The sequence below is a fragment of the Pseudomonas sp. A39 genome (assembly GCF_058145955.1).
Map to the genome: position 1 here is coordinate 13,498 of NZ_JBYVMD010000052.1, position 26,999 is coordinate 40,496.

At 61.3% G+C, this 26,999-nt stretch carries 20 protein-coding genes and 1 tRNA gene; 4 read left to right on the plus strand and 17 right to left on the minus strand.

Features of this window, described 5'->3' with window-relative positions:
- Nucleotides 1–39: 39 nt before the first annotated feature.
- On the minus strand, nucleotides 40–486 hold the full coding sequence (azu, locus tag AC3ZU9_RS27080; RefSeq protein WP_010213586.1) for an azurin: 447 nt from the start codon (nucleotides 484–486) through the stop codon (nucleotides 40–42).
- A gap of 332 nt (nucleotides 487–818) precedes the next feature.
- Between azu and AC3ZU9_RS27085 the strand changes: the two genes are divergently transcribed.
- The gene (locus tag AC3ZU9_RS27085) at nucleotides 819–1,007 is read left to right on the plus strand and encodes a hypothetical protein (protein ID WP_064053970.1); all 189 of its coding nucleotides are present in this window, start codon (nucleotides 819–821) and stop codon (nucleotides 1,005–1,007) included.
- A gap of 46 nt (nucleotides 1,008–1,053) precedes the next feature.
- Here AC3ZU9_RS27085 and AC3ZU9_RS27090 read toward each other — a convergent pair whose 3' ends face one another.
- The 13 genes from AC3ZU9_RS27090 to rnr all read right to left on the minus strand — a co-directional run bounded on the left by AC3ZU9_RS27090 (nucleotide 1,054) and on the right by rnr (nucleotide 19,334).
- The gene (locus tag AC3ZU9_RS27090; protein WP_046033929.1) at nucleotides 1,054–1,944 is read right to left on the minus strand and encodes a transglutaminase family protein; all 891 of its coding nucleotides are present in this window, start codon (nucleotides 1,942–1,944) and stop codon (nucleotides 1,054–1,056) included.
- Nucleotides 1,944–4,430 (minus strand): circularly permuted type 2 ATP-grasp protein, encoded by a 2,487-nt coding sequence (locus AC3ZU9_RS27095; protein WP_012721931.1) that lies wholly within the window; start codon nucleotides 4,428–4,430, stop codon nucleotides 1,944–1,946. Before AC3ZU9_RS27095 ends, AC3ZU9_RS27090 begins: the two co-directional genes overlap by 1 nt.
- A gap of 158 nt (nucleotides 4,431–4,588) precedes the next feature.
- Nucleotides 4,589–7,879: a transglutaminase family protein gene (locus AC3ZU9_RS27100; protein WP_046033928.1), complete on the minus strand. Its 3,291-nt coding sequence runs from the start codon at nucleotides 7,877–7,879 to the stop codon at nucleotides 4,589–4,591.
- A gap of 188 nt (nucleotides 7,880–8,067) precedes the next feature.
- Nucleotides 8,068–8,517: a hypothetical protein gene (locus tag AC3ZU9_RS27105; RefSeq protein WP_490091585.1), complete on the minus strand. Its 450-nt coding sequence runs from the start codon at nucleotides 8,515–8,517 to the stop codon at nucleotides 8,068–8,070.
- Nucleotides 8,510–9,433 carry an Ssp4 family T6SS effector gene (gene ssp4, locus AC3ZU9_RS27110; protein WP_093542818.1) on the minus strand — a complete coding sequence of 308 codons (924 nt, stop codon included), beginning with the start codon at nucleotides 9,431–9,433 and terminating at the stop codon, nucleotides 8,510–8,512. Before ssp4 ends, AC3ZU9_RS27105 begins: the two co-directional genes overlap by 8 nt.
- Before the next feature lie 220 nt (nucleotides 9,434–9,653).
- The gene (locus AC3ZU9_RS27115; RefSeq protein WP_012721927.1) at nucleotides 9,654–11,957 is read right to left on the minus strand and encodes a YgiQ family radical SAM protein; all 2,304 of its coding nucleotides are present in this window, start codon (nucleotides 11,955–11,957) and stop codon (nucleotides 9,654–9,656) included.
- 96 nt (nucleotides 11,958–12,053) lie between these two features.
- The gene (gene dnaB, locus AC3ZU9_RS27120) at nucleotides 12,054–13,451 is read right to left on the minus strand and encodes a replicative DNA helicase (RefSeq protein WP_012721926.1); all 1,398 of its coding nucleotides are present in this window, start codon (nucleotides 13,449–13,451) and stop codon (nucleotides 12,054–12,056) included.
- Between the two features lie 110 nt (nucleotides 13,452–13,561).
- Nucleotides 13,562–14,008 carry a 50S ribosomal protein L9 gene (gene rplI / locus AC3ZU9_RS27125; RefSeq protein ID WP_003171376.1) on the minus strand — a complete coding sequence of 149 codons (447 nt, stop codon included), beginning with the start codon at nucleotides 14,006–14,008 and terminating at the stop codon, nucleotides 13,562–13,564.
- A gap of 18 nt (nucleotides 14,009–14,026) precedes the next feature.
- Nucleotides 14,027–14,920, minus strand: a complete 894-nt coding sequence (locus AC3ZU9_RS27130; RefSeq protein WP_012721925.1) for a YybS family protein — start codon at nucleotides 14,918–14,920, stop codon at nucleotides 14,027–14,029.
- A 36-nt stretch (nucleotides 14,921–14,956) separates the two neighbouring features.
- Complete coding sequence (gene rpsR / locus AC3ZU9_RS27135; RefSeq protein ID WP_002551829.1) at nucleotides 14,957–15,187, minus strand: 30S ribosomal protein S18; 231 nt, start codon at nucleotides 15,185–15,187, stop codon at nucleotides 14,957–14,959.
- A gap of 28 nt (nucleotides 15,188–15,215) precedes the next feature.
- A complete protein-coding gene (gene rpsF / locus AC3ZU9_RS27140) occupies nucleotides 15,216–15,638 on the minus strand; it encodes a 30S ribosomal protein S6 (protein WP_003236224.1) in 423 nt (140 codons plus the stop codon).
- Nucleotides 15,639–15,945: 307 nt separating this feature from the next.
- Nucleotides 15,946–16,701, minus strand: a complete 756-nt coding sequence (gene rlmB / locus AC3ZU9_RS27145; RefSeq protein ID WP_012721924.1) for a 23S rRNA (guanosine(2251)-2'-O)-methyltransferase RlmB — start codon at nucleotides 16,699–16,701, stop codon at nucleotides 15,946–15,948.
- Entirely contained in the window at nucleotides 16,698–19,334 is a 2,637-nt protein-coding gene (rnr, locus tag AC3ZU9_RS27150; protein ID WP_490091586.1) for a ribonuclease R, read from the minus strand. The genes rlmB and rnr overlap by 4 nt, the downstream gene beginning before the upstream one ends.
- A gap of 214 nt (nucleotides 19,335–19,548) precedes the next feature.
- On the opposite strand from rnr, the gene AC3ZU9_RS27155 reads away from it, so the two are divergent.
- From AC3ZU9_RS27155 to AC3ZU9_RS27165, 3 genes are all read left to right on the plus strand, one after another.
- Nucleotides 19,549–19,635 (plus strand) — tRNA-Leu (locus AC3ZU9_RS27155).
- A gap of 158 nt (nucleotides 19,636–19,793) precedes the next feature.
- Nucleotides 19,794–20,819, plus strand: a complete 1,026-nt coding sequence (locus AC3ZU9_RS27160; RefSeq protein WP_012721922.1) for an iron ABC transporter substrate-binding protein — start codon at nucleotides 19,794–19,796, stop codon at nucleotides 20,817–20,819.
- Nucleotides 20,819–22,384 carry an ABC transporter permease gene (locus AC3ZU9_RS27165; RefSeq protein WP_093542822.1) on the plus strand — a complete coding sequence of 522 codons (1,566 nt, stop codon included), beginning with the start codon at nucleotides 20,819–20,821 and terminating at the stop codon, nucleotides 22,382–22,384. The genes AC3ZU9_RS27160 and AC3ZU9_RS27165 overlap by 1 nt, the downstream gene beginning before the upstream one ends.
- Before the next feature lie 108 nt (nucleotides 22,385–22,492).
- On the opposite strand, the gene AC3ZU9_RS27170 is transcribed toward AC3ZU9_RS27165, so the two are convergent.
- The 3 genes from AC3ZU9_RS27170 to AC3ZU9_RS27180 all read right to left on the minus strand — a co-directional run.
- Entirely contained in the window at nucleotides 22,493–24,427 is a 1,935-nt protein-coding gene (locus tag AC3ZU9_RS27170) for a methyl-accepting chemotaxis protein (RefSeq protein ID WP_012721920.1), read from the minus strand.
- Between the two features lie 139 nt (nucleotides 24,428–24,566).
- Complete coding sequence (locus AC3ZU9_RS27175) at nucleotides 24,567–25,856, minus strand: adenylosuccinate synthase (protein ID WP_012721919.1); 1,290 nt, start codon at nucleotides 25,854–25,856, stop codon at nucleotides 24,567–24,569.
- A gap of 55 nt (nucleotides 25,857–25,911) precedes the next feature.
- The coding region (locus AC3ZU9_RS27180) for an ATP phosphoribosyltransferase regulatory subunit (protein ID WP_490091587.1) at nucleotides 25,912–26,999 on the minus strand (1,088 nt) is incomplete at its 5' end.

The window sequence follows — 26,999 nt, forward strand, 5'->3', positions numbered from 1 at the left end:
AGCGCCCTTCAGGGCGCTTTTTTTTCGACCGGCGTCGGCTTACTTAACGGTCACAGTGCCTTTCATCATCGAGATGTGGCCTGGGAACGAGCAGAAGAACGCATAGTCAGTCCCGGCGGCCAGCTTCGACACGTCGAAGGTCACCGAGTCTTTCTCGCCGGCACCGATGATTTTGGTGTGGGCGATGATGCGGTCGTCACCTGGCTTCAGGTAGTCCTTATCAATACCGGCAGCCATGCCATCGGTGGCCACCGGCTGCATGTTGGCCGCACTGGTCAGCACCCAGTTATGACCCATGACGTTTTTCGGCAAGTTGCCGGAGTGAGTCAGCTCGACGGTGAATGTCTTGCAGCTCTTGTCGATTTCAATGGCTTTGGTGTTGAAGGACATCTGGTCAGTGGAGTCGACGGTGACCTTGCACTCTGCAGCAAGCAACTGGCCGCTCGCCAGAGTCAGCAGGGAAACAGCAACGAGTTTGGCAAACATGTGAATCTCCAAGGCAGGGTTTAAACAATACGTCATGCGACAAGGGTGCCTGATACAGGCATAAATTCTTATGATCTGAATCAACAGATTGTATACAACTTTAGGCTATCAGACTGATCAACACAATCAACCAGCCAAAGTACTGCGACCTGCCTATGATCGGCCCATCACCCACTGGAGTCCGAGCCATGCACCTCAATCAACTGTTCAACGGCCTGTTGGCTGCCTACGCCTGCGGTAAGTGAAGGCCAAGCGCACCTTGAAGCTGCTACCATGTCGTCCCAAGGCAGCTGCGTGCCGCCACCCTCACCTTCGACCCTAGAGGATCGCCCATGGCCAAACCTAATTACTCCTTCGCCAAACGTCAGAGAGACTTGGCCAAGGAACAGAAGAAAGAGGAAAAACTGCAACGCAAGAAAGCCGCTGCAGATGAAGAAGCCGGCGCACTGAACCCGGATGCTGAGGGTGATGTTGAAGTAACGAATGACGCGACCGAAACACCAAAAGATCCGGCTGAATAATTTCCTTTGTGCTGAGCCGGCGCCTCCGGCTCGGCACAATCAACCGTTATTCCAACGGCATCACCGTCACCCGCACCTCCGGGTCATGGTTCCCCCCTCCCAGAATCACCCCTCGCAACGGCGACACATCAGAGAAATCCCGGCCCCAGGCCAGGGTGATGTGCTCCAGTGCCGGTTGCACATTGTTCGTCGGATCAAAATCCACCCAGCCCGACACCGGGCAATACACTGACACCCATGCATGGGACGCATCGGCGCCGATCAGCCGTGGCTGGCCGGGCGGTGGCTGGGTGAGCAGGTAGCCGCTGATGTAGCGCGCCGCCAGCCCGCGCGAGCGCAGGCAGGCGAGCATCAGGTGGGCGAAGTCCTGGCAAACACCGCGTCGGCGCTCCAGCACCTCTACCAGCGGCGTGGCAACCTGGGTGGCTTCGGCATCGAAGGTGAACTCGCTGAAGATTTTCTCCATCAGCGCCTGCACGCCCAGCAACAACGGTTTGCCCGGCGGGAAACAACTTTCTGAAAACTCGACGAAGGTTTTTTTCAGGTGCACGTAGGGCGATTCAAAACGGTAGCGGCAAGCCTCGATCAGCTCAGCGGACATGGCCTGGCTGCTGTAGGTGAGGCTATCGCGGGTCTGGTCCCAGGGCGGCGACTGCCGGAAATCCAATGCCGGCCGCGCCAGCACTTCCACGGTCAGCCCGGCGTTCACCAGCAATTCATCATGGGGTCGCTCAAAGGCCAGGCGCGTTATCGGGTTGCCGAACACATCCAGCTCATCGCGACGTGACGATGGCTGCGGGCTGATCTCCAACTGCTGCGAACTGCAGCGCTGCCAGGCGCACGGCCGAGGCCACAGGTGCGCCAACTGCTGGGCCAGGGACACCGCGCTGTCGTAGTGGTAATGGGTATCGTGGAAAATCTGGTAGCGCGCACTCATCACACCGACACCGTTTGCTGGCTGACATCATCCACATGGGCGAAATGGCGCAAGGCCAGGCGATCCGACACTTGCCCACTCTCATCGGCGACCGCTTGCAGCAGGTCCGCCAGGCCATCCAACGCGGCACGCACACTGGACTCGCCAAACAACGGGTTCTCCAGGCAGCCCAGGTCGAAACGCGCCAAACGTTCGATCAACGGGGCGAGACCGGTTTCCCGAGGCACGCCGAAATCATCGTTGAGCCGCCGCAGGGTGCGGCTCACCAGTTTCAATTGGAACAACACTGCATGGGGGTTCTGCTCGTCCAGCAGCAGCAGGTCGAGCACCGGGATCAACTGCGGCACGGCCAGGTAACGCGAGCGGTAAGTGATGCTGCTGTTGCCCAGCTCCAGCAACCACTCCAACCCCGCCTGATCAAACACCGCCACGCCACGCAAAAACGCCGCGAGGCTGCTGCTGAGGAATTGCAGGCGCTCGATGCGCCGGCCCATCATCAAGAAGCGCCAGCCTTCGTCGCGGGTCATGTCGTCCAGGGCAAACCCGGACAGCGCCGCCAGGGACATCACCAGGCGGTTGAGGAAATCCAGCAATTCGCCAAAGTCCGGGGTGTCGCTTTCCAGCTCCATGGCTTCGCGCTGCAGCTCTACCAAGGCCTGCCAGTTCTCCCTGGACAACTTGCCGCGCACCTGAGATGCCGCCCACTGCAAGCGTTGCAGGTTGGCGCGCAAGCTCGACGGCCAGTCGTCACCGAGCAGCGCAGCCAGCAGGCGTTCGGGCAACTCGCCCTCCTCCGGCAGCAGGCGCAGGTTTTCACCCAGCTCGACGGCCGCTTGCAAGGCCAACGGATCGTCGCCGTCCACATAGCGCGCCAGCACGATGCGCAACCAGCGCGCGCTGTCATCACAGCGCTCGCAGTAACGACCAAACCAGAACAGGTTTTCCACCACGCGGGACGGCAGATAAGGATCGCGGCGCACCAGGTCGTGGGCGCCGATCGCGCGCTGCGCGCGCCACTGCTCGCCACCGGCGGCGCGTTCACCCAGCACCCACGTGTCCTTGCTTGCCCCACCGCGCTGCATCGACACCACTTCGGCATCAGCCTCGGCGGCCACCCGCGTCAGGCCACCAGGCAGCACACGGTAACCCTCGGCGCTGGCCACGGCGTACACGCGCATGCCGATGGCGCGGTGCTGCAGGTGGTCATCCACGGTGTGCCATACCGGCGCCTGGGACAATTGCGCCAGTTCCTGGGCGACGTAGGCGTAAGGGCGCGCGCGCATGCGCTCGGCCAGGGCCTGGCGTTGTTCATCGTTCAGGTCACGGCCGAATACCGGGGCGAAACTTTGCGACGGAAACGCGGGCTTGATCAGCAGTTCCGGCAGTTTCTCCAGGGCTTCGGCAAGCACCGGTGCTTCACCGCACCACCACGTGGCGATAGACGGCAGGATCAGCGTTTCACCGAACAGGAATTCGTTGATCTTGGGTAAAAAGCCAAGCAAGCCCGGTGATTCCAGCACGCCACTGCCCAGGGCGTTGGCCACCAGCACATTGCCTTGGCGCACGGCATCGAGCAGGCCAGGCACGCCGAGGGCCGAGTCGGTGCGCAGTTCCAGCGGGTCGCAGAAATCGTCATCCAGGCGGCGCATGATCGCGTGTACCCGGCGCAGGCCGCTGAGGGTTTTCAGGAACACGGTGCTGTCGCGCACGGTGAGATCGCCGCCTTCCACCAACGGGTAGCCGAGTTGGCGCGCGAGGTAGAGGTGTTCGAAGTAGCTTTCGTTGAAACGGCCTGGCGTGAGCAGCACGATCAATGGCGGCTGGTCATCACTGGGCGCCTGGCGGGCCAGGGTTTCCTGAAGCGTGCGGAAAAAACCGGTGAGGTGCTGCACCTGCAGGTCACGGTACAGGTCCGGAAAGGCACGGGACACGATGGTGCGGTTTTCCAATGCATAGCCAGCACCCGACGGTGCCTGGGTACGGTCCGCGGTGACCCACCAACGGCCATCCGGGGTGCGCGCCAGGTCCACGGCGTACAGGTGCAGGAACGCACCGTCCGGCGGCTGGATGCCCTGGCACGGCCACAGGAAATTGTTATGCCCGAACACCAGTTCGGCCGGCAGCAAGCCCTCTTTGATCAGGCGTTGCGGACCGTACAGGTCGGCGAGCACGGCATTGAGCAGGCGCGCACGCTGGGCGATCCCGGCCGACAGGTGCCGCCATTCATCAGCGGCCAGCACATGGGGCAGCAGGTCCAGTTCCCACGGACGGTCGGCGCCCTTGGGGTCGGCGTAGACGTTGTAGGTCACGCCGTTTTCCTGGATCTGCCGCGTCAGCAGCGCCTGGCGCTGGGCCAGTTGCGCGGGGGTGCTGCGTTGCAGGTGGTCAAGCAGGCGTCGCCAATGAGCACGTACCGCGCCGCTGTCGTCCAGCAATTCGTGATAGGTGCCCGCGGTCAGCGGGTAACGGTCGAGCAAGTCGGACATGGAACGCTCGGCAGGGGCAAGGGGGCTCAGTTTAATTCAAATTCACCGAAATCTAATGTGGGCGGGGGCTTGCTCCCGACGGCAGTGAGTCAGTCAACTCATGTATCGGCTGATTCAGCGCAATCGGGAGCAAGCCCCCTCCCACATTTGTATCGTGTTTAGTCTTTTTTATTGGGGAAACGCCGTAGATCCAGGGTCATCGGCAACTCGTCGTTGATCACCAGGCTTGGCACGGGGAGTTTCCCTGGGCTGTGCCCCAAGCGGAAAAACCGCGCCATGCGCCGGCTTTCGGCCTCGTTGGCATTCACCGGCAAGCTGTCGTAATTGCGCCCGCCCGGATGGGCGACATGGTACTGGCAACCGCCCAGCGAGCGTTGCATCCAGGTGTCCAGCAGATCAAACACCAACGGCGCATGCACCGCGATGGTCGGTTGCAGGCAGTTGGCCGGCTGCCAGGCGCGATAACGCACGCCTGCGACGAACTCACCCACGCGCCCGGTCGCGTGCAGCGGCACCGGGATGCCGTTGCAGGTCAGCAGGTAGCGTTGCGGTGGCAGCCCGGTCAATTTGACTTGCAGGCGCTCCAGGGACGAATCCACATAGCGCACCGTGCCGCCCACCGCGCCCTCCTCGCCCAGCACATGCCAGGGTTCCAGGGCCTGGCGCAGTTCCAGTTCGATACCGCTGACGGCATAGTCGCCGACCTTGGGGAAACGGAATTCCAGGTGCGCGGCGAACCATTCGGCGCGCAGCGGGTAGCCGGCCGCGTTGAGTTCGACGATCACGTCGGCGAAGTCCTGCTCGATAAAGTGCGGCAACAGGAAACGGTCGTGCAGCTCGGTGCCCCAGCGCGCCAGCTTCGGCGGTGCATAGGGTTCGCGCCAGAAGCGCGCGACCAAGGCGCGCAGCAGTAGCTGTTGCGTGAGGCTCATGCGTGCGTGGGGCGGCATCTCAAAGGCGCGCAGCTCCAGCAGGCCCAAGCGGCCGGTGGCGCCATCCGGCGAGTAGAGCTTGTCGATGCAGAATTCGGCGCGATGGGTGTTGCCCGTTACGTCGATCAGCAGGTTACGCAGCAGGCGGTCGACCAACCATGGCGGGCATTCTTCACCGGGTTCGGGCATTTGCGCGAAAGCGATTTCCAGCTCGTACAGCGCATCGTTGCGCGCCTCGTCCACACGCGGCGCCTGGGACGTCGGGCCGATGAACAGACCGGAGAACAGGTAGGACAACGACGGGTGGTTATGCCAGTAGCTGATCAGACTGCGCAGCAAATCGGGTCGGCGCAGGAACGGCGAGTCCTTGGGCGTCGCGCCGCCGAGCACAAAGTGGTTACCGCCGCCGGTGCCGGTGTGGCGCCCGTCGATCATGAATTTCTCGGTGGTGAGGCGGGTTTGCCGGGCCTCTTCGTAGAGGAATTCGGTGCGCTCCACCAACTCATCCCAGGTGGCGGACGGCTGCACGTTGACCTCGATCACACCGGGGTCCGGGGTGACGCGGAAGTTGCTCAGGCGGTTGTCGGCTGGCGGTTCATAGCCTTCCAGCAACACCGGACAGTGCAGTTCCTCGGCCGTCGCCTCGATAGCAGCCACCAGTTCCAGATAGTCTTCGACGCGCTCCAGGGGCGGCATGAACAGATAGAGGCGCCCTTCCCGTGCTTCGGCGCACAGGGCCGTGCGGGTCAGCCAATCGGCGGACTCGTCCACCTTGGGCACGCGTTCATCAACCGGCGCGGGTTCGCCGTGGCTTTGCAGTTGGGAGGTGGTCGGCAGCTCCGGCTGGTCCTGGTTAGGGTCCGTCGGGTGCACAAATGGATATTCCGCCGCCGTCACCCAAGGCTGCGAGGCCAATGGCAGGCGGTAGCCCAGCGGCGAGTCGCCCGGCACCAGGCGGCAATGGTTGTCGCGCAGGTACCAGCGCCCGCTTTGCCAGCGGTCATTGGCCGCCGTGCGCGCCAGGGGCAGCACTTGGCCGATGATTTTATCCAGGCCCTGGGCGAACACTTTGCGCAGGCGCTCGCGTTCCAGGTCATCGCTCAGGCGCGGGTCCTGGGCGGTGACGTTTTGCGGCAGCGCGCCTTCACGCCACAGGTAGTAGAAATTGTCTTCGAAGGCCGGGAACACAAAGCGCGCCGGCAGTTTAAGGCGTTCAGCGACGCTGGCCAGGAAACGCCCGGCCAGCGCGCCGTCCGCACCATAGTCCTGCTGTTCATCGGCGATCAACGCGCTGTTGTGCCAGATCGGCACACCGTCGCGGCGCCAGTAGCAATTGAGCGACCAGCGCGGCAGCTGCTCGCCGGGGTACCACTTGCCCTGGCCGAAGTGCACCAGGCCCTTGGGCGCGTAGTGCTTGCGCATGCGCTGGAACAGTTCGGCAGACAGGCGGCGTTTATCCGGCCCGAGCGCAGCGGTGTTCCATTCGGCACCGTCGGGGTCGTCGATGGACACGAAGGTCGGCTCGCCCCCCATGGTCAGGCGTACGTCGTCCTTGAGCAGGTCACCGTCGATCTGCCGGCCCAAGGCCTGGATCGCCAGCCATTGGTCTTCGGTGTAGGGCTTGGTGACCCGTGGGGCTTCCCAAATCCGCTCTACCGACATTTCGTGGGTGAATTCGCACTCGCACGGCTCCACCAGCCCACTGATCGGTGCGGCAGACGAGGGATCGGGACTGCAGGCCAATGGAATATGGCCTTCACCCGCGAACAGCCCGGAGGTGGCATCCAAGCCGATCCATCCGGCGCCGGGCAAATACACTTCGCACCAGGCGTGCAGGTCGGTGAAGTCCACTTCCGTGCCGGATGGCCCGTCAAGGGCTTTGACGTCAGCGGTCAGCTGGATCAAATAACCGGAGACAAACCGTGCCGCCAACCCGAGGTTGCGCAGCAATTGCACCAGCAGCCAAGCCGAGTCGCGGCACGAGCCGGAGGCGTTTTCGAGGGTGAATTCCGGCGTTTGCACGCCCGGTTCCATGCGGATCAGGTAGCCGATATCGGCCGCCAGGCGCTGGTTGAGGCCCACCAGAAAGTCCACCGCCGGCAAAGGTGTGCGGTCGATACCCGCCAGGTACGCGGCAAACTTCGGCGTCAGCGGCAGGGTTTCCAGGTACGGCGCCAGCTCACGCTGTTCATCGGCGGCGTAGCGGAAGGGGATTTTTTCGGCATAGGGCTCGAGGAAAAAGTCGAACGGGTTGAACACCGCCATCTCGGCGACCAGGTCGACCTCAATGCGCAGTTCATCGGTCTTTTCCGGAAACACCAAGCGCGCCAGGTAATTGCCCTGAGGGTCTTGCTGCCAATTGATGAAGTGCTGCTCGGGCAGCACTTTCAGTGCGTAGGACAAAATCCGCGTACGGCTATGGGCAGCCGGACGCAACCGCACAATCTGCGGGCCGAGTTCGACCGCGCGGTCGTAACGGTAATGCGTAACGTGGTGCAACGCGACATGAATCGACACGGCGGCCTCCTGCGAGCCAGGGCATGGACACAAACCGCGCAAGACTTATGCCAGAGCGGCCGTCGTTGCGCTTTATCGTAAGACCCGGTGCAGTACAGCACCAAAACGGCGCCAGCGGGGGGTGCCATGATGCAAGTAACGCACATATTTGTGGCGTGCGTGTGAGGATCAGTGGTGAATCTACCCAGCTAGCGCGCTTTTTGCGTTGCGATGATGGCTTGGCGCAGCCGTCGCACTTCAACCAGTTTCTGGCGCATTTCGCGGTGACGCCTGCTGTTGAGCAACAGCAATCCCAGCAGGGGGAACAACACGCTCAAGCCATAGGACAGCCAATGCGGACCAAAGGCGATAGTGGGCAGCGCCGCCAGAACACAAAGCGCGAGCAGCATCACCAGCGGCCATACCCACTGCGGCCGCCCGCGCGCGATCATGAAATTGCACTGCACGATGCCCCACGTCAGCGCGAGGCCACCCAGGAAGGAATACTGGAGGTTATCGTCCAGCGGCAAGCGTGGGAAATAACTGTCGACAATCAGCGGCACCGCAAACACCAGGCTAAACACGGCCGCGAAAATCGCGCCCATGAAGACCGGAAAATAGTGCGCCAGAAAACTACGAATGCTGGGCAGCTCACTCATCGCTCATTTCCTCATACAACCCCACGGCAATGGTGCGCACATTCCCCGAAAGCGCACTGCCGGTAAACCCGATGGCAGCGCCAAGGGCATCCTGTATCTGGGTCACCGTTGCATGCTTGACCTGCGCCGGCGTGAAACGCTTGGTCGCCTCGCCGGACAACTGTTTCAACTTGAGCATTTTGGCGCTCATGCGCGGATCCTGGATGCTGAGCAGCTCCTTCGTCAGCTTGGCACGCTCTTGCCGGTTCAATCCGCGCAGCACTTCCCTCACGCTTTTACCGGTGGTGGCCTGGTTCAACCGCACCAGTTTTACCGTGGTCAACGTCGAGGCACCGACCCCGATCAAAGACGCAGCATCCAGCGCGATCATCGTGTATTGATACCACTCCGAGCTGTCGAGCTTGTCATTTTTGGCGGGATTACTGATCTCATTACTGACGCGATAGCCACTGGCAAAACACTGGAGTGTGCTGGCGGTGGCAGCGGTATAGCCGATAACCGTCACCACGCTGCTAGCGCCCGCCGTGAACGGCACGGCGACGGTGCCGCTGAGCACCACAAGCCAACCGAGGATCGCGCCTGCACAGGATAGGGAGGTGTTGATCGCCTCTCCCACCAGGCGCGATTCGCGGGGATTGTCCTGCACCTGTTGCGCAAACTGCGCCGGGGCGATGTATTTCTGCGCTTCACGCAAAATAATGCGTTTGGGGGCAATGCTGCAGATTGGCTGGAATTCGCGCAGGGTGACCACGTTGAAATCGGCGTCGATATACACAACACCCGCACCAACAATGCCGGGGTCGGCATCGATGGCGGCGAACAGGCGCGGCAGGTTGATCTGGCTTTCAATGCGCTGGCGCGCCATGAACTGCGAGCGGTTGGTGTCCATGCCGATGCCGGCCAGGGGGTTGCCCATGGGTGTTCTTCCTTGAAAGTAATAGTGGCCGGTGGGGCCTCATCGGGGGCAAGCCCCCTCCCACAGTTGACCGAGTTCCAGCATGAGAATGCGGTCGAATGTGGGAGGGGGCTTGCCCCCGATAGCGATTCAATGGCCGCCACCTTAACAAACAGGCTACCCATCGACTAGAAAGCAAAACGCCAGCACGAGGCTGGCGTTTGGCAGGTTCAGGCTGGACTCAACGCGGCACGACCGGCTTGCGCGCAGGCTTGCCACCCTTGCCCTTGGCCGCATCAGTGCGCTCTTTGGCTGCCTGCTTGTTGCGCGCCTGGGCCGCGGCCTTGGCTTGTTCCCGCTTGTCCCACGGGTTGCTGCCATCGCTGCCGCGAGGTGGCAGGCCCGTGTGCTGGGTGAGGATCTTGGTCGTCGTTTCCTTGGCCACTTTGTGGCTGCCGGCCGGCGTCGAATTCTTACGACGCGCACTCTGGTAGCTGTCCGTAGACGGCTGGTGCAACGGGATCAACTGGTCCTTACCCGGCCCAATCAGGTCGGCGCGGCCCATGCGGGTCAACGCTTCACGCAGCATCGGCCAGCCTTTCGGGTCGTGGTAGCGCAGGAAGGCCTTGTGCAGACGGCGCTGTTCTTCGCTCTTGACGATGGTCACCGCGTCACTCTTGTAGGTGACCTTGCGCAGCGGGTTCTTGCCCGAGTGGTACATCGCGGTGGCAGTGGCCATCGGCGACGGGTAGAACGCCTGCACTTGGTCGGCGCGGAAGCCGTTACCCTTGAGCCACAGGGCCAGGTTCATCATGTCTTCATCGGTGGTGCCCGGGTGGGCAGCGATGAAGTAAGGAATCAGGTACTGCTCCTTGCCCGCTTCCTTGGTGTACTTCTCGAACATGCGCTTGAACTTGTCATAGCTGCCAATGCCCGGCTTCATCATCTGGTTGAGCGGACCTTCCTCGGTGTGTTCCGGGGCGATCTTGAGGTAGCCACCGACGTGGTGGGTGACCAACTCTTTGACGTACTCCGGCGACTCAACGGCCAGGTCGTAGCGCAGGCCGGAAGCGATCAGAATCTTCTTCACACCCGGCAAGGCACGAGCGCTGCGGTACAGCTGGATCAACGACGAGTGGTCGGTGTTCAGGTTCGGGCAGATGCCAGGGAATACGCACGACGGCTTGCGGCACGCGGATTCGATCTCAGGGCTCTTGCAGGCGATGCGGTACATGTTCGCGGTCGGGCCGCCGAGGTCGGAGATCACGCCGGTAAAACCTGGGACCTTGTCGCGGATCTCTTCGATTTCGCGAATGATCGACTCTTCGGAGCGGTTCTGGATGATGCGACCTTCGTGCTCGGTGATCGAGCAGAAAGTGCAGCCGCCGAAGCAGCCACGCATGATGTTCACCGAGAAACGGATCATGTCGTAGGCCGGGATTTTTTCCTTGCCGTACGCCGGGTGCGGGACGCGGGCGTAAGGCATGCCGAACACGTAGTCCATTTCTTCGGTGGTCATCGGAATCGGTGGTGGGTTGAACCACACGTCGACTTCACCGTGCTTCTGCACCAGGGCGCGGGCGTTGCCTGGGTTGGTTTCCAGGTGCAGCACGCGGTTGGCATGGGCATAGAGCACCGCATCACCACGGACTTTTTCCACCGATGGCAGGCGGATCACGGTCTTGTCGCGGGTCATACGCGGGCTGGCCAGGATCTGCACGACCTTGGCTTCTTCCGGATCATCAACCGGGCCCTTTTCCTGCTCGATGGCGCAGGCCTGGGTGTCCTGGGTGTTGACGTACGGGTTGATGATCTTGTCGACCTTGCCCGGACGGTCGATACGCGTGGAGTCCACTTCGTACCAGCCGGCAGGCGTATCACGACGAATGAACGCGGTGCCGCGCACGTCGGTGATGTCTTCGATCTTGTGGCCCCACGACAGGCGCTGGGCAACTTCGACGATAGCGCGCTCGGCGTTGCCGTACAGCAGGATATCGGCGGTGGCATCGATCAGGATCGAGTTGCGCACACGGTCCTGCCAGTAGTCGTAGTGGGCGATGCGGCGCAGGGAGGCTTCGATGCCGCCGAGTACGATCGGCACGTTCTTGTAGGCTTCCTTGCAACGCTGGCTGTACACCAGGCTCGCGCGGTCCGGGCGTTTGCCGGCCATGCCGCCGGGGGTGTAGGCGTCGTCGGAACGGATTTTCTTGTCGGCAGTGTAGCGGTTGATCATCGAGTCCATGTTGCCGGCCGCGACACCGAAGAACAGGTTCGGCTCGCCGAGCTTCATGAAGTCGTCTTTGGACTGCCAGTTCGGCTGCGCAATGATCCCGACGCGGAAGCCCTGGGACTCCAGCAGCCGGCCGATGATCGCCATGCCGAACGACGGATGGTCAACGTACGCATCACCGGTGACAATGATGATGTCGCAGGAATCCCAGCCAAGCTGATCCATCTCCTCCCTGCTCATCGGCAGGAATGGCGCAGGACCGAAACATTCGGCCCAGTACTTGGGATAGTCAAATAACGGCTTGGCTGTTTGCATGACGGTGACCGGTGTTGAGATGAAAAATCGCGGGCGCGGAATATAGCACAAATTTTGACCAATTCCGACGATAATGGTCGGAATTGAGCAGACGGGTTACTCGTCGTCGTCGAAGTTGTAGCTGCCCGGCGCAAGGTTTTCGAAGCGGGTGTACTTACCAATGAAGGCCAGCCGGATAAACCCGATGGGGCCGTTCCGCTGCTTGCCGATGATGATCTCGGCGATGCCCTTGTGCTCGGTCTCGGGGTGGTACACCTCGTCGCGGTACACGAACATGATCACGTCGGCGTCCTGCTCGATCGCTCCGGATTCCCGCAAGTCGGAGTTCACCGGGCGCTTGTTGGGACGTTGTTCCAGGGAGCGGTTGAGCTGCGACAACGCCACCACCGGGCAGTTGAATTCCTTGGCCAGGGCCTTGAGGGACCGGGAAATTTCGGAAATTTCGTTGGTCCGGCTGTCACCGCTGGAGCCCGGGATCTGCATCAACTGCAGGTAGTCGATCATGATCAGCGCGATGTCGCCGTGCTCACGCACCAGGCGGCGGGTGCGCGCGCGCATTTCCGAGGGGCTGATACCGGCGGTGTCATCGATAAACAACTTGCGATCGTTGAGCAGGTTGACCGCCGACGTCAGGCGCGGCCAATCGTCGTCTTCCAACTGGCCGGAGCGCACCTTGGTCTGGTCGATACGGCCCAGGGACGAGAGCATCCGCATGATCAACGATTCACCTGGCATCTCGAGGGAGTACACCAGGACGGTCTTGTCGCTGCGCAATACGGCGTTTTCCACCAGGTTCATCGCAAAGGTGGTCTTACCCATGGACGGACGGCCGGCGACGATGATCAAGTCGGAAGGCTGCAGGCCACTGGTTTTCTCGTCCAGGTCGGCATAACCGGTGGAAATACCGGTAATCGCGGCATCGGTGTTGAACAGCGTATCGATGCGGTCGATGGCCTTGGTCAGCAGGTCGTTGACGCTGACCGGCCCGCCGGTTTTCGGGCGCGCTTCGGCGATCTGGAAGATCTGGCGCTCGGCTTCGTCGAGGATCTCGGCGGCGGTGCGGCCTTCGGGGTTGAAGGCGCTGTCGGCGATCTCGGTGCTGATGCCGATCAACTGCCGCAGGGTGGCCCGCTCACGGACAATCTGGGCATAGGCTTTGATGTTGGCGACAGATGGCGTGTTTTTCGCCAGTTCGCCCAGATAGCCCAGGCCGCCAACTTGGGAGGTCTGGCCTTCCTTGTCCAACTGCTCGGCCAGCGTCACCACGTCGATCGGCGAGTTCTGGTCGGCCAGCTTAGCGATGGCCCGGAAGATCAGGCGGTGGTCATGACGATAGAAATCACCGTCCGAGACTTGATCCAGCACGCGTTCCCAGGCGTTGTTGTCCAGCATCAAACCACCGAGCACGGCCTGTTCGGCCTCGATGGAATGCGGCGGCACCTTCAGGGCAGCGGTTTGCAGATCGTATTGCTCAGGAGCTGAAATATCGTTCATGGCCACTTGGAATTAGGGGTGTGTAGAAAAACAAAAGGCACGACCTGTAAACAGGATCGTGCCCGATGTTAACTGCCTGACACGCGAGGTGCCAGTCAGTTAGGTGCTGCTTAAGCTGCTACCACGACAACGCGTACGGTGGCTTCAACTTCGGCGTGCAGGTGCACGGCTACGTCGAATTCGCCTACGTTGCGGATGGTGCCGTTCGGCAGACGAACTTCGCTCTTCTGCACTTCAACGCCGGAGGCGGTCAGTGCATCAGCGATGTCGTGGGTGCCGATCGAACCGAACAGCTTGCCTTCGTCACCGGCGGTGGCAGTGATAGTCACTTCCAGCTCAGCCAGTTGGGCAGCGCGAGTTTCGGCCGAAGCTTTTTTGTCTGCTGCTGCTTTTTCCAGCTCAGCACGACGCTCTTCAAACGCAGCCAGGTTGGCAGCGGTTGCAGCGGTGGCTTTGCCGTATGGCAGCAGGTAGTTACGACCGTAACCGGCCTTAACGTTCACTTTGTCGCCCAGGTTGCCCAGGTTGGCGACTTTTTCCAGAAGGATCAGTTGCATGTGAAAATCCTCTAACTTTTAACCTTCACCGTTCGCGTTATCGGCGTCTTTCGGCGCCAGACGACCGCGAAAATCAATCAGGCCGTCGACAATGGCCAGAACCACGAGTAACGGATAGATCAGCTGCATGAACAGCAACATCGTTACGTACATCCCCACCAGCCAAAACTTGGCCAGGCGCTTCTGCGCGACCAGCCCATGAATCAGGGCCAGCCCGGCAAACACCAGCGGTACGCTGCAAAACAGCACCATCAAGGCCATCTGCGAACCGAGGTTCGGCCCGATAACCATGAGAGCCAGCAGCAACATCGCCGGGCCCACGGGGATTCTGATACTGCGAAATTCGCGACCAAAACCACCCGGGTTGTACAACAACGCCTGCCAATATCGCCCAAGCATCAGGCTCAGCACGCTGACGATCTGCATCATTACCGCCATCAGGCCGATCAGGGCCGGTGCAATCAGTGTTGCCAGTCGCGCTCGCTCTTCTACCGACAGCTGCTGGTAGAGTTCCCCGAGGGCCATCGGCAGGATCTTGACGATCTCTTGCGACAGCGCCTCGATTTGCGGGCGGAAAGCCGCGTCAATCAACACCGAAAACACCAACCCCAATGCCACGCTGACCAGCAGCGTGCGGACCCAGGACTCACTTGCGCGTAAAACCAACGCAAGGCTCGACGACCCCAGCAGTACCAAAAGTACCTTGGGTTCGCCCAATTGCAGCCACCAGATCAAGGCGGCCAGCAATCCCAGGGCCAGGACGCCAAAGGCGTCCCGCAAACCGCGCCGCAGGAGCACAAGGCATCCAGCGGCAGCACCCAACCAATACAACAACGGCAATGCTGCACATCCAGCCACTACCAGAGTGGCCTGCACGCGACCGCGCATGATGAACTCAGCTAAGGCGCGCATGCATTCAATCCCTTACTACTTGTCGACTGCCCGGTCTCAGCGGCCGTGGCTGTCGGTGTAGGCCAGCAGGGCCAGGAAGCGGGCGCGCTTGATAGCGGTGGCCAGCTGACGCTGATAACGTGCTTTGGTACCGGTGATACGGCTTGGAACGATTTTGCCGGTCTCGGATACGTAGGCTTTCAGAGTGTTGAGATCTTTGTAATCGATCTCTTTCACGTCTTCAGCGGTGAAGCGGCAGAATTTACGACGACGGAAGAAACGTGCCATTTGATAGGCTCCTTAAAAGGTCCGTGGATTACTCGTCAGCGTTATCGCTGTTGTCGCTGTCATCACTGTCAGCGCTATCAGCGCCTTCGTGCTCAGGACGGTCGCGACGCTCACGGCGCTCACTGCGGTTTTCTTCAGCCTTGAGCATCTCGGATTGGCCGGTAACGGCTTCTTCGCGACGGATGACCAGGTTACGGATCACTGCATCGTTGTAGCGGAAGTTGTCTTCCAGCTCGGCCAGGGCCTTGCCAGTGCACTCAACGTTCAGCATCACGTAGTGAGCCTTGTGAACATTGTTGATTGCGTAGGCCAGTTGACGACGGCCCCAATCTTCCAGACGGTGGATTTTGCCGCCGTCTTCTTCGATCAGCTTGGTGTAACGCTCAACCATGCCGCCGACTTGCTCGCTTTGATCCGGGTGGACCAAAAAGATGATTTCGTAATGACGCATGAATGCTCCTTACGGGTTGTAGCCTGCCGCTCAAAAACGGTCAGACAAGGAGTGAATGACACTTATGGATCTTGCCGCAGGGAGGCACATCGGTGCCCGCCAGGAAGGCAAGGGGCGCAATTGTAGAGAAGGGGGAGGAAGCGCGCAAGGTGATTGGTGATTATTTGAACAACCCCCCAAACACCACAAACGCAAATGTGGGAAGGGGCTTGCTCCCGATTACGAAGGATCAGCCACATTATCTGCAACTGAGACACCGCTATCGGGGGCAAGCCCCCTCCCACATTGAGTCTTGCGCCAGGCCTGACTACTTCTTGGTCTTGGCCTTGGCACCCCGTTGGCGCCGGGCTTCAAACAGGCACACGCCGGTCGCGACCGACACGTTGAGGCTGCTGACACTGCCGGCCATTGGCAAATGCACCAGGTAGTCGCAATGCTCGCGGGTCAGGCGACGCATGCCCTTGCCTTCTGCACCCATGATCAGGATGGTCGGGCCGGTGAGGTCCTGGTCATAAATGCTGACCTCAGCCTCCCCCGCCGTACCCACGACCCACAGGCCGCGTTGCTGGAGCTTCTCCAGGGTGCGCGCCAGGTTGGTCACGGCGACCAGCGGAATCACTTCGGCCGCGCCACAGGCGACTTTACGCACAACCGGCGTCAGGGTCGCCGACTTGTCTTTAGGCACGATCACCGCCAACGCGCCGGCAGCATCCGCCGAACGCAGGCAGGCGCCGAGGTTGTGCGGGTCGGTCACGCCGTCCAGCACCAGCAACAGCGGCGCGCCTTCGGTGCGGTCGAGCAGCTCGTCGAGCATGGCTTCGCCCCAGACCTGGCTAGGACTGACGTCCGCCACCACACCCTGGTGAACGCCTTCAACCCACACGTCCATTTCACGACGCTCGGCCTGGCCGATGGCAACTTTGTTTTGGGTGGCCAACTCGACCAGCGCTTGCACGCGCGGCTCGCTGCGACCTTCTGCCAACCACACTTGCTTGACGCGTTTAGGGTGGTGACGCAGCAGTGCTTCTACGGCGTGTACGCCGTAGATTTTTTCCAGACTCATGACTTGGCCTTAGGTTTGCGCGACCCGCCGCTTTTCGCGGGAGCCGAACCCGCCTTGGGCGGGCCTTTACGGTGTTTACTTGGCTTGCTCGACGGTTTTTCCGCCTCGCGGGACTTTCCCCCAGACGCCGCTTTACCACCGCTTTTGGCTTCGTTGAGCAACTGCTGCTTCAACTCACGGCTCTTGCGCAGTTCGGCGTTCTTCGCCGCTGCGTCGCTTGGGCGGTAGGCTTCGGGGGCCTTGTCCTTGGCAGAAGAACGACGACCGGCCTTGGCCGGCGCAGGCTCGGCAGCCGCTGCTTTCGCAGGAGCGCCCTTGCCTTTGCTGGCTGGCGCAACAGGTTCGCTGCCACGCTTTTTACGGCTGTTCGGCGCTTCGGCGGGCTTGTCAGGCATGCCGAAATCGATCTTGCGCTCGTCGAGGTCGACGCGCATCACCTGCACTTCAACCGTGTCGCCCAAGCGGAAGCTGCGACCGGTGCGCTCGCCCGCCAAGCGGTGATGCACAGGGTCGAAGTGGTAGTAGTCGCCCGGCAAGGCGGTGACATGCACCAGACCCTCGACGTAGATATCGGTCAGCTCGACGAACAGGCCAAAGCCGGTCACGGCGGTGATCACACCTGGGAACGACTCGCCCACGCGGTCTTTCATGAACTCGCACTTGAGCCAGTTCACGACGTCACGGGTGGCTTCATCGGCGCGGCGCTCGCTCATGGAGCACTGCTCGCCCAACTGTTCCAGGGCCGCTTCGTCGTACGGATAGATCCGTGCCTTCGGAATGGTCATGGCACCGGCGCGCTGGACGTGCGGCGTGTTCTGCTTGGAGTGGATCACGCTGCGGATCGCGCGGTGCGTGAGCAGATCCGGGTAACGGCGAATCGGCGAGGTGAAGTGGGTGTACGCCTCGTAATTCAGGCCGAAGTGGCCCTGGTTGTCGGCGCTGTACACCGCCTGGCTCAGGGAGCGCAGCATGACGGTCTGGATCACATGGTAATCCGGACGGTCCTTGATGCTCGCCAGCAATGCCTGGTAATCCTTGGGCGTCGGGCCGTCCTTGCCTTTGTGCAGGGACAGGCCGAGCTCACCGAGGAACGCGCGCAGTTTTTCCAGACGCTCCGGCGGCGGACCGTCGTGTACACGGTACAACGCAGGGATCTCGTGCTTCTTCAGGAATTCAGCGGTGGCCACGTTGGCCGCCAGCATGCATTCCTCGATCAGTTTGTGTGCGTCGTTGCGCGTGGTCGGGGTGATGGCGGCGATTTTGCGCTCGGAACCGAAGACAATCCGGGTTTCCTGAGTTTCAAAATCGATCGCACCCCGCACATGACGTGCGCCCAACAAGACTTTGTACAAAGCGTAAAGCTGCTTGAGGTGCGGCACGACATGCCCGTACTCGCCACGCAGCGCTTTGGCTTCGCTGGTTTTTGGCTGTTCCAGGATGGTGCTGACCTTGTTGTAGGTCAGGCGCGCCTGGGAATGGATCACCGCTTCGTAGAACTGGTAATCGGTCATTTCGCCGGTTTTCGAGATGGTCATCTCGCACACCATGGCCAAACGGTCGACTTTCGGGTTCAGGGAGCACAGGCCGTTGGACAACTGCTCAGGCAGCATCGGGATCACGCGCTCAGGGAAATACACGGAGTTGCCGCGCACCTGAGCCTCGTTGTCCAGGGCCGAACCGATTTTCACGTAGCTGGACACGTCCGCAATCGCGACGAACAACTTCCAGCCGCCGGAGAACAGGCGCAGCTTGCCAGGCTTGGCTTCGCAGTAGACCGCATCGTCGAAGTCGCGGGCATCTTCGCCGTCGATGGTGACGAACGGCAGATGGCGCAGGTCGATGCGTTTTTCTTTGTCTTTCTCTTCAACTTCCGGCTTGAGCTTGGCGGCTTCTTTCAGCACAGCCTCAGGCCAGACGTGAGGAATATCGTAGGTGCGCAGCGCGACGTCGATTTCCATGCCCGGCGCCATGTAGTTGCCGACCACTTCAACGATATCGCCTTGAGGCTGGAAGCGTGCCGTTGGCCAGTGGGTGATTTTCACCTCGACGAACTGGCCGACCTTGGCGGCGCCATTGCGGCCCGGGGTAATCAGCACTTCCTGCTGGACCTTCGGGTTATCCGGCACCACAAAGCCGATGCCGCCTTCTTCGAAGTAACGGCCGACGATGGACTCGTGGGCACGGGACACCACTTCGACGATCACACCTTCGCGACGACCGCGACGGTCCAGGCCCGACACGCGCGCCAGGGCACGGTCGCCATCGAACACCAGGCGCATTTGCGCCGGGCTCATGAACAGGTCGTCACTGCCGTCGTCCGGGATCAGGAAGCCGAAGCCGTCACGATGGCCGGCAATGCGGCCCAGGATCAGGTCGAGCTTATCCACCGGCGCGTAAGTACCACGGCGGGTATAGATCAATTGAGCATCGCGCTCCATGGCACGCAAACGGCGGCGCAGGGCTTCGAGCTGGTCTTCGGTGGTCAGACCGAACTCTTCAACCAGCTGCTCGCGGCTAGCAGGCGAACCCCGATCGGCGAGGTGCGCCAGGATCAGTTCGCGGCTAGGAATAGGGTTTTCATATTTTTCCGCTTCACGAGCGGCCTCGGGATCGAGGGACTGCCAATCGGCCATTAGAGAGTTTTCACCTTGTCTATATGCGGGTTAGTTTGGCATACGCGTATTGAAACGGGAAATTTCAGACGTCAACAAGCCTTTTAAAGCCCCCAGCGCACACCTTGCACGACCACTGGCGAAATTTTCCAGGCTTTTTTCATGGCGGGGGTTTACAGCTTAAAATCCCCTCCGTATAGTGCGCGCCATCGACGACGGCAACGTTGTTGATGCTGCCCAGGTGGTGAAATTGGTAGACACGCCAGCTTCAGGTGCTGGTGATCGCAAGGTCGTGGAAGTTCGAGTCTTCTCCTGGGCACCAAATTCAGATCAAACCCGCGAAAGCGGGTTTTTTCGTTTCTGGGGTTTGAAAAAATCAGCGTGGAAACTTCCCCAGCGATTTGCCCCTCGTCCGCACTTGAGAAGTTTTATCGTTTATCCTTGTAAGTATTTGTTGCATACAAGTGAGGAACACCCCGGATGATGATCCGCGATACCCGTCTCAAGACATCCCTTCTGCGTGGCCTGACCATCACCCTGCTCGGCTTGACCCTGCTCTCGCCTACCGCCTATTCCGCCGACAAGGTCTCATTGACCCTGTACAACGGCCAGCACAAAGAGGTCGGCGACGAACTCGCCAAGGCCTTTGAGGCCAAAACCGGTATCCACGTCAACGTGCGCAAAGGCAGCAGCAACCAGCTGGCCAGCCAGGTCGTCGAAGAAGGCGACCGCTCCCCCGCCGACGTGATCTACACCGAAGAGTCGCCCCCGCTGAACAAACTCGGCGAGCAAGGCCTGCTGGCCAAGATTGACGCCAGCACACTCGACGTATTGCCCAAGGACTATGTTGGCGCCCATGGCGACTGGATGGGCGTGACCGCACGCACCCGCGTCGTGGCCTTTAATCCGAAACTGATTGCTGAAAAAGACTTGCCCAAGTCGGTTCTGGATTTCGCCGGTCCCGAGTGGCAAGGCAAAGTCGGCTTTGTCCCCACCAGCGGCGCCTTCCAGGAACAAGCCGTGGCGATCATCAAGCTGCACGGTCGCGAGGCGGCTGAAGAATGGCTGACCGGTTTGCGCGCTTTCGGCAAGGTGTACAGCAACAACATGGTCGCCCTCAAGGCTGTGGAAAATGGCGAAGTGGCCACTGTGCTGGTGAATAACTATTACTGGTTTGCCCTGAAAAAGGAAAAAACCAACCTGGATTCCCAACTGCATTACTTCACCAACGGCGATGCAGGCGGCCTGATCACCGTGTCTTCCGCCGCCGCGCTGAAGTCCAGCAAACATCCCAAGGAAGCCCAGCAACTGCTGGCGTTCATGGCCAGTGAAGAAGGCCAACGCGTGATTACCAACACCTCGGCGGAATACCCGCTGCGTAAAGGCATGGAATCCAACCGCGGCCTCAAGCCTTTCAGTGAGCTGCAACCGCCGAAAGTCACCCCCGCCGACCTGGGCAACGCCGAAGAAGCCCTGGACCTGGAACGTGACGTTGGCTTGAACTGATGAACCCATCGCTACCCGCTTCCGCCCTGCACGGGGGGCTGCGCCCAAGGCGCAAGCGCCCGTCGATCTGGCTGGTGCTGCCCGTCCTGTTCCTGGTGGGCCTGAGCCTGCTGCCGCTGGTGTATGTCGGACTCAAGGCCTGGCAGGCCGGCTGGGCGGAGGCGGTGCATCTGCTGTGGCGGCCGTATGTGTTCGGGCTGCTGCGCAATACCCTGGCATTGATGGTCGGCGTGACGCTGGTATGCGGCGTGGTCGGCCTGTCCCTGGCCTGGTTGCTGGAACGCAGCAACCTGCCGGGGCGACGTATCTGGGGCGTGGTGCTGTGCCTGCCGTTTGCGGTACCCGCCTTTGTCAGCAGCTTTACCTGGGTGTCGCTCAGCGCCCATTTCGAAGGGCTGGGCGGCGCCATCCTGGTGATGAGCCTGTCCAAGTACCCGCTGGTGTTTCTGCCGGTGGCGGCGACATTGCGCAATCTTGATCCATCCCTGGAGGAGTCTGCACGAACGCTGGGACTGAATCGCTGGGGCGTGTTTTTTCGGATTACGCTGCCTTTGCTGTGGCCTTCGCTACTGGCGGGAGCCCTCTTGATCGCCTTGCATATGCTGGTGGAGTTCGGCGCCTTGTCGATCATCGGCCTGCAGACCTTTACCACCGCGATCTATCAACAATTCGAGCTGGAATTCAGCAATGCCAATGCCGCGATGCTGTCGGCAGTGCTGCTGATGATGTGCCTGACCCTGCTATGGCTGGAGCTACGGGTACGCGGCAAGGGCCGACATGTTCGTATCGGCCAGGGCGCTGCGCGGCATGCAGAGCAGGTGCGACTAGGCAAGTGGGCACCGCTCGGCCAAGCCTATTGCCTGGCGCTGGCAATCATCGGCAGTGGCATTCCGCTGGGGATGCTCGGTTATTGGCTGGCGGTGGGCTCTTCCGCCGCATTCCCGGTCGCCGAGATCAGCGAGGCACTGCTGTCCTCCCTGGCGCTGTCGCTCGGCGGCGCCGCACTGTGCCTGGTATTGGCGGTGCCGGTGGGGCTGCTGGTGGTGCGCCACAAAGGCCAACTGGCGATCTGGGCCGAGCGTCTGCCGTACTTGCTGCACGCGCTGCCCGGTTTGGTGATTGCGCTGACGCTGGTGTACTTCGCACTGCATTACGTGCCGGCGCTGTATCAGACGTCGGCATTGTTGCTGATCGCGTATGCGTTGTTGTTTCTACCGCTGGCTCAGGCACCGATTCGTACGGCCCTGAACAAGGCGGCGCCGCAACTGGAAGAGGCCGCACGCACGCTGGGGGCGTCGTCGTTCAGCGCGTTTTGTCGGGTTACCTTGCCGATTATTTTCCCGGCCTTGGGCGCGGCGTTTGCGCTGGTGTTCCTGGATGCGATGAAGGAATTGACGGCGACATTGCTGCTCAGTCCGACAGGGTTGAATACATTGGCGACAGCGGTGTGGGCGCACACCTCGAATGTGGAATTCGCGGCGGCGGCGCCGTATGCGGCGCTGTTGATAGTGGTGTCGGGGTTGCCGGTTTACCTGCTCACGACACGGATGTATTTGAGCCGCTGAAACCGCTATCGGGGGCAAGCCCCCTCCCACAGTTGACCGAGTTCCAACGCTGGAATGCAGGTAAATGTGGGAGGGGGCTTGCCCTCGATGAGGTCGGTACAGGCGATACTAGGCCCTGAACTGCCCCAAGCTCGCCTTCAACTGCGCTGCCAACCCATCCAGCACCTTGCCACTGGCCGTCGTTTCCACCACCGCCTGCGCAGCCCGCTCGGCCTGGGCGTGGATCACCTCAACCCGCCCACGCACCGCATGCGCACCTTGCGCCTGATGCTCAGCCGCGCGCGTCGCCAAGCCAATCGCCGCATGCACCTGCTCCACCGAAGCCTGCACCGTCTGTTGCAGGCGCACGCTGTCGCGCAGCACCAGCAAACCTTCGCTGGCCTGGCGCCCGGCCTTACCGATGGTTTCCACCGCCTCGCGCGCGCCCTGCTGCAACGCCACGATATGCGCCTGAATATCGCCCGTGGAGCTTTGCGTCTTGCTGGCCAGCGCACGCACCTCATCCGCCACCACCGCAAAACCACGCCCGGTCTCGCCGGCACGCGCTGCTTCGATGGCCGCGTTGAGCGCCAACAGGTTGGTCTGCTCGGCGATGCCGTGAATCACGGTCAGCACCACCTCGATCTGCTCACTTTGTTGAGCCAGCCGCTCGATGACCTGAGAGCCTGCCTGCACCTGGCCCGCGAGCGCCTCGATCAGGCTGCCGACTTCGGCTGACGTGCGCGAGTTCTCATCCGTGGCCTGGCGAATATCCACCACCTGCTGCAACGCCGCCTGCATCGCATGGCTTTCGGCCTGCGCCTCGTCGGCCATTTGCGACAGTGCGCGCAGGCTTTCAGCCACCTCATCACGCTGCAAGCCGGCCGCTGCGTCAGCACCGGCATTGCGCAAGGTCATTGCACCGATTTCCACGCCGGTACGCTGGGCAACATCTCCCGCCTCACGCACGATAGGCTGCAACTTATCCACAAAGCGATTGACCGCCGAGGCCATATCGCCGATTTCGTCCTTGCTGCTGATCTGCACGCGCTTGGTGAGGTCCCCCTCGCCCGCCGCCAAATCATCCATGGCTGCGATCAGCAGCTTCAGGCGGTTGACCACACGGCGGCCCAGCACGATGGCGATCAACAGCAATACGCCTAGACCGACCAGCGCAAGCCCCATGCCGATGCGCCAGCGCAAGGTGCCAGCAGCGTCCTGAACGGCGCTGGTGGTGTTGGCGGTCATCTGGGTGGCGGTGGCTTGGGCGGACTGCAAACGGGCGCCCATGGCAGCAGCGCTGTCGGCTGCCGCACCCTTGAGGCTATCGCCGACGAGTTGATCACCGCTGGCGATCAGGGCTGCGAAGCGCTTGTCGAGCGCTTGCAGATCCGCTTCAACCGAGGCGGTCGAAACGCCCATGCGCACCTTGCCGATCTCTACCCCATTGGGGCTGATGGATGCTTCCACGTAGTAAACAGAAGAGTCGCTCTTAGCCGCATCCAGCACTTTATCCAGTGCACGGTCACCGGCGCCCTTTGCCAGCAGCGCCTGATTGATCGGGTTTTCACGGTTGAGGTAGCGGGTCAGGTGCTCGCCAGCCGCGTCGTCGTAGACCACAAACAGCACATTGGGATTGCGCTGGGCGCGTCGAGCAAACTCCGACAACGTCGGCACGTCGCTGTCCCACATGGCGCGGGGCGCCACTGAGGCCAGTAACTGCGCCATGTCATTGGCGGAGTCCTGCAGGTCTTTTTCCAAGGTCGCACGCAGTTGCTTCTGCTCTTCCTGCAGGCGGGTCGACAGCCCCGCCGTCAGACGCTGACGGGTGCTGGTGGACAGGCTGTCCAGGCTGGAGGTGACTTCCTTGCCGGCCTGGGCCAATTCGCCGGACAGCTTCTGGCTGTCGATTCCCAGGCGATTGCCCAAATCCGCTTCCAACGCCGTGACCGTGCTCCGGGTTAGAGCGACGGCCACCAGCACTTGCACTAAAAGAGCGATACCTAGGGTAACGAACACCGGCCGCAACAGACGGCTTTGTAACAATGAGAGAACGGCAGACATCGGGAATCCCTCCACCACGGGTGCCATTAATTTGATAGCACCGCGAAAAAGAGAAACACAGCAAGGGTCGTGCCGCTTGGCGAGCAGATACGACAAAGGGCTCCCGAAGGAGCCCTTTGCTTTTTACATCAACAGCTTATTAAGCGAACGGGTGACGCAGAACGATGGTCTCGTTGCGGTCCGGGCCCGTCGAAATAATGTCGATCGGTGCGCCGATCAGCGCTTCAACGCGCTTGATGTACGCACGGGCGTTAGCCGGCAACTCTTCCAGGGTCTTGGCGCCCACGGTCGATTCGGTCCAGCCCGGCACTTCTTCGTACACCGGCTGCAAGCCCACGTAGCTGTCAGCGTCAGTCGGGGCAACATCGTTACCGTCTGCGTCTTTGTAGCCGACGCAGATGTTGATGGTTTCCAGACCGTCGAGCACATCCAGCTTGGTGAAGCAGATGCCCGAGATGCTGTTCACATCGATAGCGCGACGCAGGATAACCGCGTCGAACCAGCCGCAACGACGCGCACGGCCAGTGGTCGCACCGAACTCATGACCTTGCTTGGCCAAGTGCGCACCGACTTCGTCGAACAGCTCAGTCGGGAACGGACCCGAACCCACACGCGTGGTGTAAGCCTTGGTGATGCCCAGGATGTAGTCCAGGAACATCGGACCAACACCCGAACCGGTCGCAACGCCGCCCGCGGTGGTGTTGGAGCTGGTCACGTACGGGTAGGTGCCGTGGTCGATGTCCAGCAGGGACCCCTGGGCGCCTTCGAACATGATGTCTTTGCCGGCGCGACGCAGGTCGTGCAGCTCAGCCGTCACGTCGAGCATCAGCGGCTTGAGCAGCTCAGCGTATTCCTTGCACTCAGCCAGGGTCTTTTCAAACTCGATGGCCGGCTCTTTGTAGTAACCCACCAGCATGAAGTTGTGGTAATCCACCAGTTCACGCAGCTTGTCTTCAAAGCGCGGCATGTTGAGCAGGTCGCCCACACGCAGGCCACGACGTGCAACTTTATCTTCGTAAGCCGGGCCGATACCGCGACCGGTAGTGCCGATCTTCAGCTCGCCACGGGCCTTTTCACGGGCCTGGTCCAGCGCAACGTGGAAGGACAGGATCAGCGGGCAGGATGGGCTGATACGCAGGCGCTCGCGCACCGGTACGCCTTTCTCTTCCAGCTTGGTGATCTCGCGCAACAGGGCGTCAGGTGCAACCACCACGCCGTTGCCGATCAGGCACTGCACGCCTTCGCGCAGTACGCCCGACGGAATCAGGTGCAAAACGGTTTTTTCGCCATCGATGACCAGGGTGTGGCCAGCATTGTGGCCACCTTGGTAGCGCACTACGGCGGCAGCATGTTCGGTCAGCAGATCAACGATCTTGCCTTTGCCCTCATCACCCCATTGGGTGCCCAGGACTACGACATTCTTACCCATAACACTTGTCCTCATTCGCGCAAACTTGGTGCCGGCGATGGGCCGGCAGGAAAACTCAAGAAGCCAGTGGCGATACTTGCCAAAGCCCGTTCTGCAGAATCAATTGCCGGTCGCAGTCCGCTTCACGGGCGGCGGCCAATGGCTGGCCAGGCAAGGCCTGGACAACACGCTGACCCTCACTGCGCAACTGGCAAACCTGCTGCCAGAGTGCTGCGTCCGTACTGTCGGGCATCCAGATGCCACCAGACGGCAGCTCGACCTCAGCACGCCCCAGGGTCACCAGGGTTTTCAAATCGGTGGAAAAACCGGTGGCCGGACGCGCACGACCGAAGTCGGCGCCGATATCGTCATAACGACCGCCTTGGGCGATGGCTTGGCCAACACCCGGTACAAATACCGCGAACACCACACCGGTGTGGTAGTGGTAGCCGCGCAACTCACCCAGGTCAAAATACAGCGGCAACTGCGGGAAGCGCGCCGACAGTTGCTCGGCAATGGCCAGCACGTCGTCCAGTGCCGCCAGTACCGGCGCCGGCGCATTGGCCAGGCGCTCACGCGCAGCTACCAGCACTTCACGGCCGCCACACAGGTTCACCAGCGCACGCAGCATGCCGGCGAGATCCGCAGGCACGCCCTCGGTCAGCGCGATAACTTCATCGATAGCCTTGCGTTGCAGGGCATCGAACAACTGTTGCTCCACTTCACCGGACAACCCGGCCGCACGGGCCAGGCCACGGTAGATACCGACGTGACCCAGGTCCATGTGGACATCCGGCACGTCAGCCAGTTGCAGCATGGCCAGCATCAGGCTGATCACTTCAACGTCGCTGCTCGGGCTGGCGTCACCGTACAACTCGGCGCCCAACTGGATCGGACTGCGTGAAGACGACAATGCACGCGGCTGCGCATGCAGCACGCTGCCGGCATAGCACAGGCGGCTCGGACCTTCACGGCGCAGGGTGTGCGCATCAATGCGCGCCACTTGCGGCGTGATATCGGCACGGAACCCCATTTGCCGGCCCGATTGCGGGTCGATGACCTTGAAGGTGCGCAGATCCAGGTCCTGGCCCGCGCCGGTCAGCAGGGATTCCAGGTACTCGATATGGGGGGTCACGACAAACTCGTAACCCCAGCTCTGGAACA